The sequence below is a fragment of the Gardnerella vaginalis genome (genome assembly GCF_001546485.1).
Lineage (GTDB): Bacteria > Actinomycetota > Actinomycetes > Actinomycetales > Bifidobacteriaceae > Bifidobacterium > Bifidobacterium vaginale_D.
In genome coordinates this window covers 1-17,415 of record NZ_KQ956873.1, presented here as the reverse complement: position 1 = coordinate 17,415, position 17,415 = coordinate 1, and the positions used below count along the sequence as shown (strand labels likewise).

Here is a 17,415-nt window from a genome sequence, read left to right as displayed (position 1 = left end):
ACCCCAAAACCACCAAACCCGGGCGTGTCGCATCGACTTGCTTTTCGCTTAAAGCGTAGCGCAAAAAGCAACCCGATGCGGTAGCGCTTGCTTATACAGAAAGCACAGTGCGCTTTCCGCGCAAGCGCGCAAACAATTACGCTTTCTTTAAACTAATGAAGAAAGCGTAATCTGACGACCAAAGAAGATTAACTTAAAGTGAGCTTAATGCGGTAGCGCTTGCTTTACAACGCTCGCGCAAACTCAGCAGCAGTACAAGCAAAGTGTATGAGCGTAATACACGATGCTAAAAACTTACGAAACTCATCAAAGTAACTTCATTAAACATCAATCAAAACGAATAAACGATACTCGAGTAACAAAGTAATTAACAACGAGCAAGTCAACGCAAAATCAACGCGAAAAAGACACAAATATACAAAAAACAAAAACTACAGAAGATATATAACCAATTAATAAGAAACTAAAATGAAACGTCAAATAAACCTACGCAATAAACCGAAACAATAAGCCGAAACAATAAACCTACGCAACCAAATTAAGTTCGCGCACTTACTCACGCATCAATGCGCATATTAAAGCACTTCGCCAAAGCCTCAACATCTGGCTTTCCATATTTAGCGACTAATTGCATCCAGCGATGTGCATTCTCTTTACCAAATCGAGCGGCTTTACGTCGATATGCCTCTACGCTCAAAAATCGAGGTGGAATGGACTTACTGTTGTATTTATCAGCAACCATCACGATTTCTTGCTCAATAGTTTGTGGCACATAATCAGATGCCGGCAAAGGAAGTTTCTGCGTAAGCACCTGTTCGCGCGTCAACCCGACGCCAGTATGATTACGTGCAAATTGTGCAGCGTCTTCACTAAAACCACAATCAATCAAGTAATTGTAGCCACGCAATCCGTGCAAAATATATCGCGGACCATCAAAACGCAGCAAGCCCCCAGCACGCTTACTACCGTCGCTTTCTAACACAAAATATGTACCAATATCGTGCAATAAACCACCAACGAGCGCAGCATATTCGTCAATATACTGCGCTGGTACACAACCGCCTTGTACCGGTGGCAAGTCGTCACAATTATTACCAATAAGTTCACGCATACATGCTTGTGCTTGTTTGGCATGCTCTTGTAAAACTTGGCTCATTGGTGAAGCTGCAGACGAAGCAGTGCACTGAGCTTTCAGCAGCATATTACAATGATGCGCAAGCTGCCACGAAATCGTAGCGATTACCACGCAATGACCGTGAATGAGATTATAAGCGGGTATAGATGGCGCAGTAGTACGATGCAAGTGCTCTACTTGCTCAAAATCTGGCAGATTGGCAAGCTGCCTCACATTGCATTGACTTAATTGTTCTGTACTATTCAGCATATTCGCAACAATTCTTCGTATACAAGAGCTCAGGTGGCTTGATTATAGTTACGCAAAACCACTCAAATATAGTTATGCGTAACTATTTTGATTTTTTATTTTTCTTGCCACTTTTTGCCGAAATTTGTTCCATTCTGCCGGCACTTTTACTAGCACTTTTACTAGCAGATTCGTCAGCACGTTCGTCAGCACGTTCAGCATCTTCCACAGCCTGAACTACTGCGTGAGTCACATTCGCGGCGTCAAGTTTTGTTTCATCATTGTTGATTTTCGTATCGTTTACTTTTGACGATACTTTTAATGGCACAGGGCTAATTTTGCCCGTGTTAACAAACTTTTCATCCGCAAGTAGCACATTAGCAGCAGCAATATCACGCGCATTCATAACTGCAGTCTGTTCAGCATCGGTTGGTCGCGTATCGCTTACTATAGCTGCAGCAGTTTCTACAGCCGAAGCTCCCTGCAAAGATTGCACTGCACGCTGTGAACAATCTTCACGCTGCAAACGAGGAGGTCTGCGAGTGGAAACAAATAACGGCTGCACTTCAACAACAGGATTGTAAGGTGCCAAACCAAACCATTTCACAGGAGTACCAGCAATATGTCGAATTGCGTATTTCATTTTTAGAGACAATGCGCCACGCACAGAAATATTCGACTCCGGCATCAACGCTTTGTGCAGCAGTACGTAACGAATTGGTCCAATGTCTGGATCTGCATCCACCTTAGGGTATACAGATTTTTGTTGAGGCAATTCACCAGTATGCGATAAATCGTGCATAATTTGATGCAAATATGCTGGAATTGATGGAGAAACTTTAAAACCGAGCTTAATTTTTACTCGGAATAGGTAATCAGTACCGAAATTTTCCACGCAATATTCGCGAGTAAATGGCGCATCGTCAGTTTCTACCGATACAGCCCACCATGCGCGAGCACGCTTAGGATGATCCGCAAAAATAGAGAAGAAAATACCAGTATCGAGACGTTTCATTTCACGATCGGACGTTAAGTACACGATATTATCCGCAAAATAAGGGATTCTAAAGTCGCCATGCAATTTATCGAGCACAGGCAGAAAGTCTTTCGGCTTCATGTGTAAACGTTGCGAACGTTCAATCTTGGTACCATCTTTCCACGTAACCATAATTGTTAGAATGGAAAAACCAAGCAACATAGTAAACCAGCCGCCATGCATGAATTTTGCCATTGATGCTATGAAGAACATCAATTCAATCATGAGGAAAATGATGGCAAATACTAGCGCCCCAAAACGTTTCTTTTGATACCACATGTGTACTGTCAAAAGAATGGTTGTTGCCAACATAGTTAATGTTAACGCCAAGCCGTAAGCGCCTGAGATATGTTCAGAATCGCGGAATACTGCAAGCACTGTAATTGTTGCAACGCATAACACCACGTTTACTACAGGAATGTACAGCTGTCCTCGAGTGCGCGCAGGGTATCGCACCTGTAAATGAGGCATCCAGTTAAGACTTGTAGCTTCAGAAACCATGGTGTAAGCGCCTGTAATCAGAGCTTGTGAAGCAATAATACCTGCAGTAACCGAAAGAATAACTGCTACGTAGCGCACGTTTGGCTCAAGCATTTGGAAGAATGGGTTTAATCCCTCTACTGACCATAGCGATTTATCACCTTGATTTTGAAGCATCCAAGCGCCTTGACCGAAGTAGTTCAAGAGCAAAGCAAGTTTAATGAATGGCCATGTGGCGTACACATTACCTCGCCCGACGTGACCCATATCGGAATATAATGCTTCAGCGCCTGTAGTAGAAAGAAAAATTACGCCCATTACTGCTAATCCCTGCACATTATGCGTACTGAACAGGAATTGCACGCCGTAAATTGGGTTTAGTGCTTCAAATATCGTCCAATTTTGACCAATATTGATAACGCCTACTAGTGCGAGGAAAGCAAACCAAAGCATAACTACTATGCCGAATACTTTACCAATACGCTCAGTTCCGCGTTGTTGCACAGAAAACAGTACGACGATGATAACAACAGTAATCATCATTGACAAATTTTCGTTTTCTAAGAATACTGGCTTAAATACTGCAATGGTTCGCAAACCTTCAACTGCTGAAGAAATGGAAACTGCAGGAGTTAGTACAGAATCTGCTAAGAATGCTGCACCTCCAATCATTGCAGGTATTGCAAGCCACGCGCCTTTTTTGCGCAGAAGCGAGTAGAGTGCAAAAATTCCACCTTCACCTTTGTTGTCAGTTCGCATTGCAACAAACACGTATTTCACTGTGGTAATAAGCGTAATTGACCAGAATAATAGCGAAAGCATGCCGTACACAGTTTCGCGATTAATATTTTGCAATCCGCCTTGACCTGCTAAGAATGTTTGAGCGGTATACAACGGTGAAGTTCCAATGTCACCGTAGACAACACCAAGGGCCACAATTGCCATGCCTAAGGTGAAACGGTCTGAACTGGTTTGTAATTTTGCCCACCAGCGACCTAATGGCCCGCGTACAGCACTTGCAACAAGCTTTTCGGCTTCTTTTACCTCTTGAGCTTGCTGCTGAGCAATTACTTTACGCTCTTCTCGAGTTGTTGTTTTTTGCGAGACTTTTGGCGCTTTGGTAAAAGACGCAGCTCGCAGCATAGCAGCTTTAGAGCTTTTCTCGGAATCTTTCGCTCCGTTGCGAGGATCCTTCGCTCCATCAGTTGATGGTACAGATGTGCGTGACTTCGTCATGCTTTATTGTTCCTCCATAGGTAAGGTTTCTTCTTGATGCCAGCAAGAAGTCGCATAAACCTCACACCTTCACAGTTTTATTTCCGTACTTGGATATTGTATACAATAATAGCTATATCATGCAAAAAGCGTAAGAAGATGCTGCGAAATAACGGTTATAAAGTCACTAGAAATTGTAAAGTATTCTCGTATTTTCACGAGTGACTTTCGCCGCGTGTTCTAACGATATATTGAGTACTTCTGCAAGCGTCTCCAAGGTGTATGGCACCATGTAGGGCGCGTTTGGTCGCCCACGATACGGCATTGGTGTTAAGTATGGTGCATCTGTTTCGACAGTTATGTGGCCTTCTCCAATAATTTGCGCAGATTTGCGTAATGCTTCATTCCCTTTGTAACTTATAGTTCCAGAAAAACTAGCGTACCAGCCGTGTTCTTTTACTATTTCTGCTAAATCTGTGCCGCCCGCGTAGCTGTGGAATATTGTTCGCTCCGGAGCACCGTCTTGTAATAAAACTTTTACTACGTCTTCATGAGCGTCACGGTCATGAATTTGTAAAGGCAAGTTTAGCTCTTTTGCGAGCGCAATATGATCACGAAAAGCACTGCGTTGAGCGAGTCTGGCAGGCTCTCCTGTGCGAAAATAATCCAAACCGGTTTCTCCTATTGCAACAACTTCTTTTGGATACGCAATTACAAGCGAACGCAAATGTTGCATAGCTTCGTCGAATGGAATATCGTGATACGGCTTATAAACTATTGGCAATCCGTCTGGACCTTGCGCTCCCCTGTGTCCGTGTAAAACGGCTTCGTTTGGGTGTATTGCAATTGCTGCACGAACTGAATCCTCGTGTGATGCAGCAAACGAAATTGTCGGCTCCCAATCTGGGTATTCGCATCCAACTTCTAGCATGTTGGAAACTCCAGCAGATTTTGCCTGCTCAACCAAATCATCTGCGGTTGGTTCTGCTATTACATCGCGACCTTTTTCTATTAATTCTTGGTTGAGACTATGCGCAAAATCAACGACGCTGAGCATGTGCGTGTGATCGTCTGCGATTGTTATGCCGTTTTTTATGAGATTTTCCCATACTGCAGATTGTTTGGTTAAATCTGGTGCCCAATTATGTTCGCGATGATGTTTACTCATACGTACTAGTGTAGCCACGTGTGTGTTGTTATGTTATTGATGCGCTGATTTTGTGGACTCACACAATTGTTTGCCTAATTGCTGCGTATTGTGATTCTACAAGACGATAATATGCACCTTTTGCTGCCATAAGTTTTGCGTGTGTACCGCACTCAACGATTTGCCCATGGTCTATGACGCAGATTATATCTGCTCGTTCAATAGTTGAAAGTCTATGCGCGATAACAAAAGATGTGCGATTTTTGAGCAATTGAGCTAATCCTGCTTGTAATGCTTCCTCTGTGCGCGTGTCAATATTACTGGTTGCTTCGTCGAGAATGAGAATGCGCGGATTTGCTAAGAGCACGCGCGCAAAAGAAATAAGTTGCCTTTGTCCTGCAGAAAGCGTGGATCCCCTTTCCTCAATTTCGGTATCATATCCGTTTTGTAATCCTTCAATAAACTCATGTGCGTGCACTACACGAGCTGCAGCTTCAATTTCTTCGTCTGTAGCATTGAGTTTTCCGTAACGAATGTTTTCTCGCACAGTACCACTGAAGATAAAGGTATCTTGTAGCATTACACCCATTTGTTTGCGCAGTGATGATAGGGTTACTGAGCGCACGTCGTTACCGTCAATAGTGATAGAACCTTCTGAAACGTCGTAGAATCTGGAGAGCAGGTTGACAAGTGTTGTTTTGCCAGCTCCAGTTGGTCCTACTAATGCTACTGTTTGCCCTGGTTTAACATGTAAATCAACTAAGTTGAGTATTGGTCGTCCGCTTTCTTCGTAACGAAATACTACGTCGTTGATATCAACTTTGCCTTGGATTGGTGGTAGTTCTGAAGCATTTGGTTTATCAGTAATATTTGGTTTGATTTTTAGCGTTTCAAAAATCCGTTCAAGATATACTGAGCAAGTTACTAATTGCGTATAGAAGTTACCTATATTTACTACTGGCTCCCAAAACGTGCTTGAATACCATACGAAAGCTATAAGCGTACCGGTAGTTACATTTATATTGCCTATGTTCATAACTCCCACGTAGTACAGCAACGCGATTGCGGCGCTTTCAATAATGAATGCTCCTGGCCATAACAGCAATTGTACACTTACATTTCGCATCCAAGCGCTACGAACGTCTGCCTGCTGTTCTTGGAATGTAGCGTATTGTTCTGCTTCACGTGCGAAAGTTTGCGTGGTTTTTACACCTGCGATTGATTCATGTAAGTATGCGTTTAGGTTGCTTTGCTTATTTGATAGTTTGCGCGACGCTTTTCGTTGCAGTATTTGCAACGTGCGCGTCCAAATCAGGAATACTGGGAACAGCACTAGACTCCATAACGCCATACGCCAATCAATAATGAACATAGCAATCATGGTGATAATAAGTACGAAAAGATCTGAAAATACGTTAATTAAACCCGATGAAAGCGTATCCGATAGTGTATTGATGTAATTTACTATGCGAATGAGGATTTTACCGTGTGGACGTGAATCAAAGTAGTCAAATGATAATGATTGCACATGCGTAAAAACGTCTCGACGCATGTCTTTAATCATAAGCTGACCAAGTCGCGTAATTGCTAATGTTCTGTAGGCTAATCCGAGTTCATAGAACACAATGAGTACAGCAAATACAGCAATGATTACGTATAAATATGCGACGTTTTTATGCGGCAAGACTTCATCTATAAGCATTTTGGTAATCATTGGCATAGCGGTCATAATTAAACTTGCACCAATAACTACCAAAACTATACGCACTAGTTGCCAAAAGTATGGTTTCATATATTTGCGCACGCGTAGCAGTTCGCGCACGTTGATGCGTTCTTCTTGACTTTCGTCTTCACGAAAAGTGTTACGTTGCGCCATCTGCTACTCCCCCTTAGTTTCTAGTAAATTTTCTACCTGCGAATTTTCAAATCCTGCAGCATCACCAGTTTGCAATCCCAGCTGTTTTCTATAGATTTCCCAGTATCTTCCGTGTGTTGCAACAAGCTCAGTATGTGTGCCACGCTCTATGATTTTCCCGTGATCTAATACCACGATCATGTCCGCATCTTTTACGGATGATATTCTGTGCGCAATGGTGATTATTGTTCGCGTACCGTCGAGTTTTTTAAGCTCTTGCTGAATATGTGCTTCTGTTTCCATGTCTACTGCGGAAGTAGTGTCGTCCATAATGAGGATTGAAGGGTTGTTTGCTAAAGCGCGAGCAAGACTAAGTCTTTGTTTTTGACCGCCAGAAAGACCTACTCCACGTTCACCCACTACTGTTTCGTAGCCTTCTGGCATGCTCATAATGAACTCATCCGCAGATGCAATACGCGCTACTCGACGAATATTTTTATTGAACGTTTGATCACTTTCATTATCAGAAGGCATTCCGAAACCAATATTTCCTGCAATAGTATCAGAAAACAGGAAAGTTTCCTGAGCTACGATGCTCACTTGGCTACGAACAGTATCGAGCTGCCATTCGCGTACATCTTTTCCATCAATAAGCACACTACCCTGCGTCGGATCGTAAAATCGCGCTATAAGACTTACTAAAGTTGATTTTCCAGCTCCAGTTTCTCCTAAAATGCCAAGTTTGCTACCCGCAGGAACATCAAGATTAATATCATGCAAAATAGGTGTTTCAACGTCGTCAGGGAACGCAAAATCTACATGCTCAAAGCGTACTGATCCGCGCATGTGCTTCTGCTTATTAACAGGTTTTGGCAAACATAAATGCGATTCTTCTGTGAGTAGTTTTCTAATATTCACGCATCCTGCATTAAAACGTTGCCAATCATTTATAAGCCATCCCGACATTCTTACCGGCATATTAAGCATCCATAGAAAACTGTTAAACGTCACAAAAGCGCCTAGAGTCATACTGCCAGCGAGTACTAACCAGCCACCTAAACCTACTGTAATAAGCTCAAGTATGAACCCCATGCCATCAATCCATGGCATATATTTGCACGTATTTTTCGCCAAAATAATATTGCGCTTATAGTAATCTTCATTGCATTCGTTGAATTTTTGCGTTTCAAAAGGTTCTCGCACGAAAGCTTTTACTACGCGATTCCCTTCAATATTTTCTTCTACCATTGAGTTCATGCGTGCAAATGATTCACGAATTGCAAGGAATTTTGGTCTAGCGCTTTTTCCAAGCGCGCGAGTTAACGCAAATAGTATTGGCGTTGTGATCGCGAGAGCTAATGCAAGTTTCCACTCGATTGATGTCATAATGCTTAGCGCACACACAAACATGACTACACAATCCAACGCCTGATATGATACCCAACTTAGTACGTGACGTATGGCATCAGTATCAGACGTCATACGGCTCATAATATCGCCAGTACGCGTGTGATTGAAGTATGTAAAATCAAGCGAATGTAATTTTTCATATTCATCACTTACAAGCCGATACACGGCATTTTGACCGAATTTTTCCATAAGTAATTGGTATGCATAACGCGTACCAACTCTTACCATAGTCAACACAATCATAAGCGCACATACTTGTAGAAGTAGGTTATGCTGTTTGCCAATAATAATTTTGTCTACAATAAAACCAGCAAGAAGTGGCATAATCATTGCCATTGTGTCATTAATGACAAAAAGTATAAGCGATACGCCTACTTTCCACATATCCGGCTTGCAGTATTGCAATATCCAGCGCATATTACTCGCATCTTTGCGTTGATTTGGATTGACATACATGCGCCAGCCGCTCCTTTGTTGCTGAGTTTCTCAATTTTATTGTTCATTCTACACTGTTCTTTGCAACTCCTGACATTCTTTTATGCAGCAATTGCTCGCGCATCATAGAGTTCACTTACGTTTGCATAATTACACCACACTTCGCAAACTAACACGAATACATGCGACCATAGCAGAAACATAAAAATGGCGTGCAGCCCAAAGGCCACACGCCACTCGTTATAAACTAAACAGTTAGCTTAGTAAAGCTTTGCATATAAGCGTTTACAAGCTTACTTCTTCTGCCAGCCCATATCCTCTGGATAGGTGGTTGCGTAACCAGCAGGGCCGTTGTTAGCAAAGCCCTTCTTGAACACCTGGTAAATAGGAGGAGCGGAAACTGGAAGAGTGCCGTACAAAGCAAGAGCTGCAGATTCTGCCTTGTTTGCATACTCAGTCTGTTCCTTGTAGTCGTAGGTCTTGCCGACCTTGTTGAGCATAGCATCAATCTTCTTGTTGCCAACGAGACCGAGGTTGGAATCGCTGTCAGACTTGTAAACCTGGCTTGCTGAAGACAAGAAGCTCAATGGAGATGTGGACTGCCATGCCAATGGAAGCACCTGGTACTTGTGAGAAGCAACAACCTCGGAGAACTTAGCAACAGCCTGGTTCACAGTCTTGCACTTGATGCCAGCCTTCTTCATCATGGCCTGGAATGCGTTAGCAAGAGCTGCCTGAGTAGAATCGTCGCCGAAGAAGGTGAAGGAAATCTCAAGAGTCTTGCCATTCTTGGCGTAGTAGCCATCCTTGCCCATCTTGTAGCCAGCAGCTTCAAGGGTCTTCTTAGCGTTTTCGGTGTTGTACTTTCCGTCAGCAGGAAGATTGTTCTTGTAGCCAGCCTGGAACATGGAGAGAAGCTCAGAACCTGGCTGCTCGCTCTTCCAGTTCATGCCCTGGAACTGAACCTTGTTGTAGGTAGCAACATCGAATGCCTGAACAACAGCCTTACGAACTGCAAGTTCGTTAAGTGGTTTGGACTTAGCGTTGAAGTTAAGCACGCGAACCTTGGTGCTGTAGCCATAACGGAGCTGAGCGCCCTTAACGCTACGAGCAGACTTGATTGCGTCCTTAGAAGAAATGCTATCGGTTACAGCATCGATTTCGCCATTCTGGAAGGCGTTCAAAGCTGCAGTATCTTCCATACGCTTTACAACGACCTTATCGAGCTTTGCCTTCTTGCCCCACCACTTTGGATTGCGAGTGAAGACAACCTGATTTTCGTTTGCGGATTCAATCTGGAATGGACCTGCACCCCACTCGTTGTGAGGATTGTTTACCCAACCCTGGTTGAAGGTCTTAACGTCACCGGCCTTTGGATGAACCAGTGGAGCGAAAAGCATTTCCCATGTTGCGCATGGCTTATCGTACTTAACGATTACTTGCTTCGGGCTGGAGCCTTGCTCAACAGACTGAATGCAGTCGTAACCTTCGGTGCTAGGCACGGAGTAATCCTTGTTCTTGCCGTTCAAAGCCTGCCAAGTAGCCTTAAATGCGGTGTAGTCGATTTCTGTACCGTCGTTCCACTTGGCCTTTGGGTTCAGGTTGTACTGAACAACGAGTGGCTTATCGCTAACCTTCTTAACGGAAGTGATGTAGTCAGGGTTGTACTTAAGCTTCTCACCCTTGACGGTGTCGTAAGCCATAAGATTTGGCTGGTAGAAGCCCCACAAAGTAGCCATGTAACCAGAGTTACCATCGTTAGAAGCGTAATTCCAGTTTGGACCGAGAACAGGAAGAGCAACGGTGTAAGTGCCGCCGTCCTTAACGTTGTCACGTGATTGTGGATTATCGTAACGCTTGTTGACATCTGGCATTGGAAGTTCACCAGTGTAAGAAGTGTCAACACCAGCAGCTGGTTCAGCAGTCATACCTGCTTTACCAGCATTGTTAGTAGCACCACCGCAAGCGCCAAGCAGCATTGCAACAGAAAGTGCAGCTGCGGCAAATACAGTCAGCTTACCTGCATTTGTATTTTTCATGATTCCTCTCATTCCCCGGATGATGTCCGTCTTCCGGTATGTTGTTAGAGTATATCCAACTCTATGACATTCGACAAATCGTTTTTTGAAAAAATTAATTTTTTTCTTTTTAACTTTATGATAATTGCAGAAAAAAGAATAATTTATTCTTCATAAGAAGCGAAACAGAAAATTTTTTAGTTAATTTTTATAAAAAAACAAAATATCTTACGTTTTTTAATTTTATGTTACGTAATAAAAATCGCGCATGTTGTAATAAACATGCGCGATCATGCAAACTTATGCAACGAACTTACTGCTTCATAAAAAGCAGAAAGCAAAGCGACATCATTTCACATCGTCAAACGTATCTTCCTCATTAAGGATAATACGCTTACGGTGCTTTTCAATTGTAGGATCCGGAATTGGCACAGCACTAATCAAAGCCTTCGTGTACGGATGCTGCGGATTATCAAATACCTCATCCGTTTCGCCAGATTCCACAATTCGACCATGATACATAACAGCAATTCGGCTCGAAATATGACGAACCACAGCCATATTATGAGCAACAAACAAGTAGGCAACACCCAACTTGTCTTGCAAATCCTCAAGCAAGTTAATAATGCCAGCCTGAATAGAAACATCCAAAGCAGACACAGGCTCATCAAGAAGCAAAAGCTTAGGATTCACAGCCAAAGCGCGAGCAATAGCAATACGCTGACGCTGGCCACCAGAGAACTGAGTTGGGAATCGATCAACCTGATCAGGATTTAACTCAACCAACTGCATAAGCTCGGCAATACGTTGGCGAATTTCTTCTTTAGACTTTCGCTGCACAAGCAAAGGCTCTGCCAAAATATCATAAACCAACATACGCGGGTCAAGCGAGCTCATTGGATCCTGGAATACGTACTGAATCTTAGAGCGAAGCTCACGACGCTGTTCGCGAGTCAACTTATCATTCAACTCAGTACCAAACACGGTAATGGAACCAGACTCAGGCTTCTTCAAGCCCATAATTTCCATCAAAGTTGTGGACTTGCCAGAACCAGACTCACCGACCAAAGCCACAGTTTCGCCCTCGCGAACCTCAATACTCACGCCGTCAACTGCACGAACTTCGCCAATCTTACGACGCAAGAAACCGCCGCCAGTAATTGGGAAGGTTTTCACCAAATCCTTAACATCCAAAACAACCTTGCGTTGCTCACGAGGGATGCCTTCAAACATCGGCTTAATTGGCTTTTCGGTTTCCGCATGAAGAAGAGAACGAACAGTTTCACTTTCCGCTTCAAGACCCATCATGGTGCTGTCGTCGCCACTCTTTTCTTCAGCCATAAGCATATCCATAGTTGGCTTTGAAATCGGAGTCAAACGACGAGTGCGCTTTTGATCAACGCGAGGAACAGCACCCAACAAACCAATAGTATATGGCTGAGTTGGGTGAGCAAAAATCTCTTCCACGCTATTATGCTCAACCAAGTGACCGGCATACATAACAATAACTTCGTCTGCAACGCCAGCAATCACGCCTAAATCGTGAGTAATGAAGATCATTGCTGCGCCAGTTTCGCGCTGAGCTTTCTTCAAAACTTCCAAAACCTGAGCCTGAATAGTAACATCCAAAGCGGTAGTAGGCTCGTCGGCAATAATAATATCTGGATTATTAGCAATTGCCATAGCAATCATTACGCGCTGGCGCATACCGCCGGAAAACTCGTGCGGAAAAGCCTTCAAACGTTCAGCCGGCTTAGTAATACCAACCAAATCAAGCAATTCAATAGAACGCTCGCGAATCTGATCTTCACTCATGCCAGGGTTATGAATAACCAAAGCTTCTTTAAGCTGATCGCCAATAGAGAACACTGGGGTAAGTGCAGAAAGAGGATCCTGGAAAACCATGGCAATATTCTTGCCACGAATCTTACTCATTTCTGCATCAGACTTAGTTAAAAGCTCTTCGCCTTTATACTTTACAGAGCCCTTAACGCTAGCGTTTTTATCCAACAAGCCCATAACAGCCAAAGATGTAACCGACTTACCAGAACCAGATTCGCCAACGATACCAATGGTCTTTCCGCGGTACAAATCAAAATTCATTCCACGCACAGCATGCACGGTACCAGCTTCAGAAGCGAAGCTCACCTGTAAGTCGCGCACTGAAAGCAGCGGTTCGTTGTTTTGATCTTCCATCGTGGTTTCTTCCTTAATAGCGTTATTTGCAATATCAGTCATGTTTATCACTCCAAACGCTCGTTAGTCGGCCTTGCCAACAGACTTAGAATATGGATCGATAGCATCTCGCAAACCATCCCCAATAAGCTGCACAGAGAAGGTTAGCAAAACCAAAACTGCAGACGGCACCAAAAGTACCCACGGAGAAGTCTGAACTACGCTTTGACCAGCATTGAGCAAAGTACCCAGAGAAGTATCTGGAGCTTTAATACCAAGACCCAAGAAGCTTAAAGCGGTTTCGCCGTTAATTGCACCAATAACACCAAGAACTGTGTTAATAATCAACACAGAACCCAAGTTTGGAACCAAGTGGCGAACAATAATTCGGAAGGAAGAAACACCCTCGAACTTAGCAGCACGCACATATTCACGCTCACGCAAGCTCAATGTCAACGTACGAAGAGTACGAGCATAGCCAATCCACCCGAAAGCAGTTAAGCCAAACGCCAGCCACAGCCAATCGCTGCCGCCGCTAGAAGCGCTAATGATTAAAGCAATCAGCAGGAAGGAAGGAACAATCAGCAGCATGTCCAAAAGCCACATGCCAACCTGCTCAAACCATCCTTCAAAGTAGGAAATAGCAGTACCAACCAATGCAGCAATAATCGTAATGGTAATAGAGCTTACGATACCAATAGAAAGCGAACGACCTAAACCACGCACAACCATCGCATACATGTCGGAACCACCAGGAGTAGTTCCAAGCCAATGTTCCGCAGAAGGAGGCGTAGCAAGAGAAGAAAAGTCCGGCTCATCGTAGCTCCACTTGGAAATTTTTGATCCAAACAATGCGATGATAATTAAAATCACCAGCATAACTAAGCCAACAACAGCAGATGGGCGGCGGAAGAAACGACGAGTGTAAAGCGTCATCTTTCCAGTGCGCTTAAAATTGCCCCATGCGTTGGAAGTAGTCTTTTTACTTACAGCAGACTCAAGAGGTTCTGAAGATACATCTTTTTTATTCATGTCAATGTCACCTACACTGTTGGGCAATTAGTTCAAACGAATACGTGGATCAAGCCAAGCAGAGAAGATATCTGCAAGCAAGGCACCAACTAAGGTACATACGGCACCAAATGCAGCAATAGCAACAGAACCGTTGATATCGTTCTGCATGATGGTCTGAACGAAGTAGCTACCTAAACCGTTAATAGCAAACACGGTTTCGGTAATAACTGCACCAGTAAACACGCCTGCAATAGAGAATGCAACATCAACAGCGGTTGGAATCAAAGAAGTACGCAAAGCGTGACGACGAATAGCCAAATTCAAAGGTAAGCCCTTTGCGCGAGCAGTACGCACATAATCAGCATTCATAGTATCAAGAAGATACGTGCGCTGCGTCAAATGATACCCAACCATGCCAGGAATCGTCATAACGATAGTAGGTAAAACCAAATGCTGCAAGAAATCGAGAATAAACATAAACGGGTCAGAACCCTGATAAGAGTGCAAACCAGTAACGTAGAAAAGGCGCACGCCAGACACGTGGTTAATGCTAATAGCGGCGAGAACAACCATCAAGCCCAACACAGCCGCAGGAACAACCAGCAGGAAGGTTGCGGTAGAATTCAACACACGATCTTGCCACTTGTACTGACGAATAGCAGTGTAAACGCCAACACTAACACCGAAAACAATGCCAAGAATGGTAGCGCCAGTAACCAACTGCACAGAAGCACCGATACGAGTTGCGATTGCAGGACCAACTGGAGCCTGATCTGGGCTCAATCCCCAATTCCAATGAGTAAAAATATTGGCAAGCCAACGGCAATAACGCGTAAACACTGGAGTCTGATCGTTAATATTTGCCAAATCCAAGGAGCGGTTGATTGATGCAATAGGTGGATGTGGATGTCGAGACATGTAATTCGAGCGTGGTCTCATAAAAGCACTCGCCAAGAAATACGTCATGGATACGGCGACAAACAACATCACCACATAATTTAGGCATCGCTTAACGATGTATCGTATCATTGTGACTCTTTTCTACGCCTAACCATTATTTACCTCCATTCGGCGCTGCGAATCCGGCGACTTACAGCAACACCGCACTAGTCCAGCATTCCCCTAAAAAGGGCACACTAAAAGTAACCCTCGTCAATCGGGAACACATAATTAGTATATTTTTAGCCAAGCTATGTACAAAAGACTAAACAGAAAATATTATTGCAACATAATTTTCGGTAAAATTCACACTATATGACGCACATCTATCGATAACCTTCATATCGCTAAATGCTCATAAAAGCGCGGAATACTAAGAATATCACGCTTACCAAGTTGCAAATAATTGAGCCATTGAGTAACGTAAAATTATTTTTTCTCTATAAAAATAAGCATTATTCTAAAATAGAATAAATTCAAAATTTAATACTAAAAACAGAATATTTATCAAAAAAATTATTTTTTTACAAAAATAAATAATGTTATTCTTATAAAAGCCGGAAATACGCATAAACAAGAAACACTCATGAGACATTGCGCCAGCTACAATAACTGTTATTCATATTGTTCACTCGAAAAGGAGACCAAGGAAACTCATGGCCGAAAACGTAAAAGCCGTAACATCGGAACATGTAAAAACTTATTCCAAACATTTCAACGAGCAACGCGCAAATCTGCTAGCTGCAAACGCAGCAGTAGCAAACGGCGTGCTTAAAGCTGCAACAAGCTACCAAGGAAAGCGCGCACTACCACGCGAATTTTCTGTGGAGTTAAAGCAAGGAAGCATTACTAACCAGAAGCATTCTGGTCGCTGCTGGATGTTTGCATCTCTTAACACTTTGCGCTATGAGTTAATGCATAAGTGGAATTTAGACGACTTTGAGTTTTCAGAAAGTTACCTGTTCTTCTGGGACAAGATTGAAAAAGCAAACGCTTATTTAGAAAATGTGTTAGCAACTTTAGATGAGAAAGTTGATAGTCGAGTTTTTGAAAGCATTAACTACGGTCCAATTGACGACGGCGGCTGGTGGCAGATGTTCGTCAACTTGGTAAATAAGTACGGGCTTGTGCCAAAGAGCGCCTACCCTGATTCCCAAAATGCAACTGACTCTGACTCATTCGTGCAGTACATCAATACCAAGTTGCGCGAATTCGCATGCGAACTGCGCGAAGCTCATAAGAACGGCGTCGCTTTGGAAGAGTTGCGCGAAATGAAAGTTCGCGATTTGGAAACCGTTTACCGCATGACCACTATTGCGCTCGGTGAACCACCAGCAAAGTTTGACTTCTTCGCTCGTACAAAAGACGACGACGATAAGAAAGACGAGAAGAAGAACGAAAATAAGGACAGCGAAAAAGCCGGCGAAGAAAAGAAGGACGACAAGGACGACAAGCCAAAGACCGGCAAAGATGAGCGTCCAATGATTCGCGAATACGGCATCACCCCGCTTGAATTCGCTAAGAAATACGTTCCTGTTGATGTAAACGACTTTGTAACATTATGCAACTCGCCTATGGAACGAACTCCTTTCAACAAGCGTTACCAACTCAAGTACAGCACGAATGTTGCTGAAACAGAGGAATTAGAGTTTGTGAATGTGCCTCTTGAAGTATTCAAAAAGGCAGCTGTAGCGCAGCTCAGCGACGGTCACCCAATTTGGTTCGCTTGCGATTGCACACAGTTCTCCTTGCGAGATAGCGGATTCTTTGATCCTGCAGTCGTGCGTGTAGACCAACTCTTCGACGTTGAATTTACATTTGATAAGGCGAAGGGTTTGGAATATATGGATATTCCAGGAAATCATGCTATGACTTTTACAGGCGTGAATTTAGACGAAAACGGCAACCCGGATCGCTGGAAGATTGAGAACAGCTGGGGCAAAGATGCAGGCGAAGACGGATACTACGTTGGTTCTGCCGACTGGTTCGACCGCTATGTTACTGAAATAATCATCAACAAGAAGTATCTTGACGAAGCAACTCTTGCCATCTTAAAGCAAGAGTCAGTAATGCTTGAGCCTTGGGAGCCACTTTCAAAGCGCTGCCGCTAAATGTAAGTATTGCGTAATTATGTAAGCGCAGACTGCTTTTTGCAGTTTGCGCTTTTGTTTTAACGCGACAACCTGCTTGAGCGCTTATAGCGTAAGCGTCAGGCATTTTATGGAACATTCTCCGTAAGTTTTCTTCGGAGTTTGTAGCTACCTCTGTGAGAGTCACCGTTACTTTCTCAGTTCGTGGGTTATAGGCCAAAAAGTGTGTAAGAAATCA

Annotated in this window: 10 protein-coding genes; 1 reads left to right on the top strand and 9 read right to left on the bottom strand. The window is 43.5% G+C overall.

Annotated features, from left to right (window positions below; all coding sequences use genetic code 11):
* Positions 1-556: 556 nt before the first annotated feature.
* The 9 genes from HMPREF3208_RS05685 to HMPREF3208_RS05645 all read right to left on the bottom strand — a co-directional run bounded on the left by HMPREF3208_RS05685 (position 557) and on the right by HMPREF3208_RS05645 (position 15,177).
* Complete coding sequence (locus HMPREF3208_RS05685) at positions 557-1,384, bottom strand: HD domain-containing protein (protein WP_064347658.1); 828 nt, start codon at positions 1,382-1,384, stop codon at positions 557-559.
* A gap of 82 nt (positions 1,385-1,466) precedes the next feature.
* Positions 1,467-4,115 carry a KUP/HAK/KT family potassium transporter gene (locus HMPREF3208_RS05680; RefSeq protein ID WP_016637349.1) on the bottom strand — a complete coding sequence of 883 codons (2,649 nt, stop codon included), beginning with the start codon at positions 4,113-4,115 and terminating at the stop codon, positions 1,467-1,469.
* 166 nt (positions 4,116-4,281) lie between these two features.
* Positions 4,282-5,262: a TatD family hydrolase gene (locus HMPREF3208_RS05675; protein WP_064347655.1), complete on the bottom strand. Its 981-nt coding sequence runs from the start codon at positions 5,260-5,262 to the stop codon at positions 4,282-4,284.
* A 58-nt stretch (positions 5,263-5,320) separates the two neighbouring features.
* On the bottom strand, positions 5,321-7,117 hold the full coding sequence (locus tag HMPREF3208_RS05670) for an ABC transporter ATP-binding protein (protein ID WP_064347652.1): 1,797 nt from the start codon (positions 7,115-7,117) through the stop codon (positions 5,321-5,323).
* Positions 7,118-7,120: 3 nt separating this feature from the next.
* Complete coding sequence (locus tag HMPREF3208_RS05665) at positions 7,121-8,962, bottom strand: ABC transporter ATP-binding protein (RefSeq protein ID WP_064347649.1); 1,842 nt, start codon at positions 8,960-8,962, stop codon at positions 7,121-7,123.
* 272 nt (positions 8,963-9,234) lie between these two features.
* Positions 9,235-10,980 carry an ABC transporter family substrate-binding protein gene (locus tag HMPREF3208_RS05660; RefSeq protein ID WP_064347647.1) on the bottom strand — a complete coding sequence of 582 codons (1,746 nt, stop codon included), beginning with the start codon at positions 10,978-10,980 and terminating at the stop codon, positions 9,235-9,237.
* Positions 10,981-11,307: 327 nt separating this feature from the next.
* Complete coding sequence (locus HMPREF3208_RS05655) at positions 11,308-13,197, bottom strand: ABC transporter ATP-binding protein (RefSeq protein ID WP_016637344.1); 1,890 nt, start codon at positions 13,195-13,197, stop codon at positions 11,308-11,310.
* A 21-nt stretch (positions 13,198-13,218) separates the two neighbouring features.
* Positions 13,219-14,166, bottom strand: coding sequence for an ABC transporter permease (locus HMPREF3208_RS05650; protein WP_032814158.1), 948 nt, complete (start codon positions 14,164-14,166; stop codon positions 13,219-13,221).
* 27 nt (positions 14,167-14,193) lie between these two features.
* The gene (locus HMPREF3208_RS05645; RefSeq protein ID WP_032814155.1) at positions 14,194-15,177 is read right to left on the bottom strand and encodes an ABC transporter permease; all 984 of its coding nucleotides are present in this window, start codon (positions 15,175-15,177) and stop codon (positions 14,194-14,196) included.
* Between the two features lie 566 nt (positions 15,178-15,743).
* On the opposite strand from HMPREF3208_RS05645, the gene HMPREF3208_RS05640 reads away from it, so the two are divergent.
* A complete protein-coding gene (locus HMPREF3208_RS05640; protein WP_016637339.1) occupies positions 15,744-17,198 on the top strand; it encodes a C1 family peptidase in 1,455 nt (484 codons plus the stop codon).
* Positions 17,199-17,415: the final 217 nt, after the last annotated feature.

Coding starts and splice junctions, on each gene's coding strand:
- HMPREF3208_RS05685 (WP_064347658.1), bottom strand. CDS start 1,384: ATGCTGAATAGTACAGAACAATTAAGTCAATGCAATGTGAGGCAGCTT.
- HMPREF3208_RS05680 (WP_016637349.1), bottom strand. CDS start 4,115: ATGACGAAGTCACGCACATCTGTACCATCAACTGATGGAGCGAAGGAT.
- HMPREF3208_RS05675 (WP_064347655.1), bottom strand. CDS start 5,262: ATGAGTAAACATCATCGCGAACATAATTGGGCACCAGATTTAACCAAA.
- HMPREF3208_RS05670 (WP_064347652.1), bottom strand. CDS start 7,117: ATGGCGCAACGTAACACTTTTCGTGAAGACGAAAGTCAAGAAGAACGC.
- HMPREF3208_RS05665 (WP_064347649.1), bottom strand. CDS start 8,962: ATGTATGTCAATCCAAATCAACGCAAAGATGCGAGTAATATGCGCTGG.
- HMPREF3208_RS05660 (WP_064347647.1), bottom strand. CDS start 10,980: ATGAAAAATACAAATGCAGGTAAGCTGACTGTATTTGCCGCAGCTGCA.
- HMPREF3208_RS05655 (WP_016637344.1), bottom strand. CDS start 13,197: ATGACTGATATTGCAAATAACGCTATTAAGGAAGAAACCACGATGGAA.
- HMPREF3208_RS05650 (WP_032814158.1), bottom strand. CDS start 14,166: ATGAATAAAAAAGATGTATCTTCAGAACCTCTTGAGTCTGCTGTAAGT.
- HMPREF3208_RS05645 (WP_032814155.1), bottom strand. CDS start 15,177: ATGATACGATACATCGTTAAGCGATGCCTAAATTATGTGGTGATGTTG.
- HMPREF3208_RS05640 (WP_016637339.1), top strand. CDS start 15,744: ATGGCCGAAAACGTAAAAGCCGTAACATCGGAACATGTAAAAACTTAT.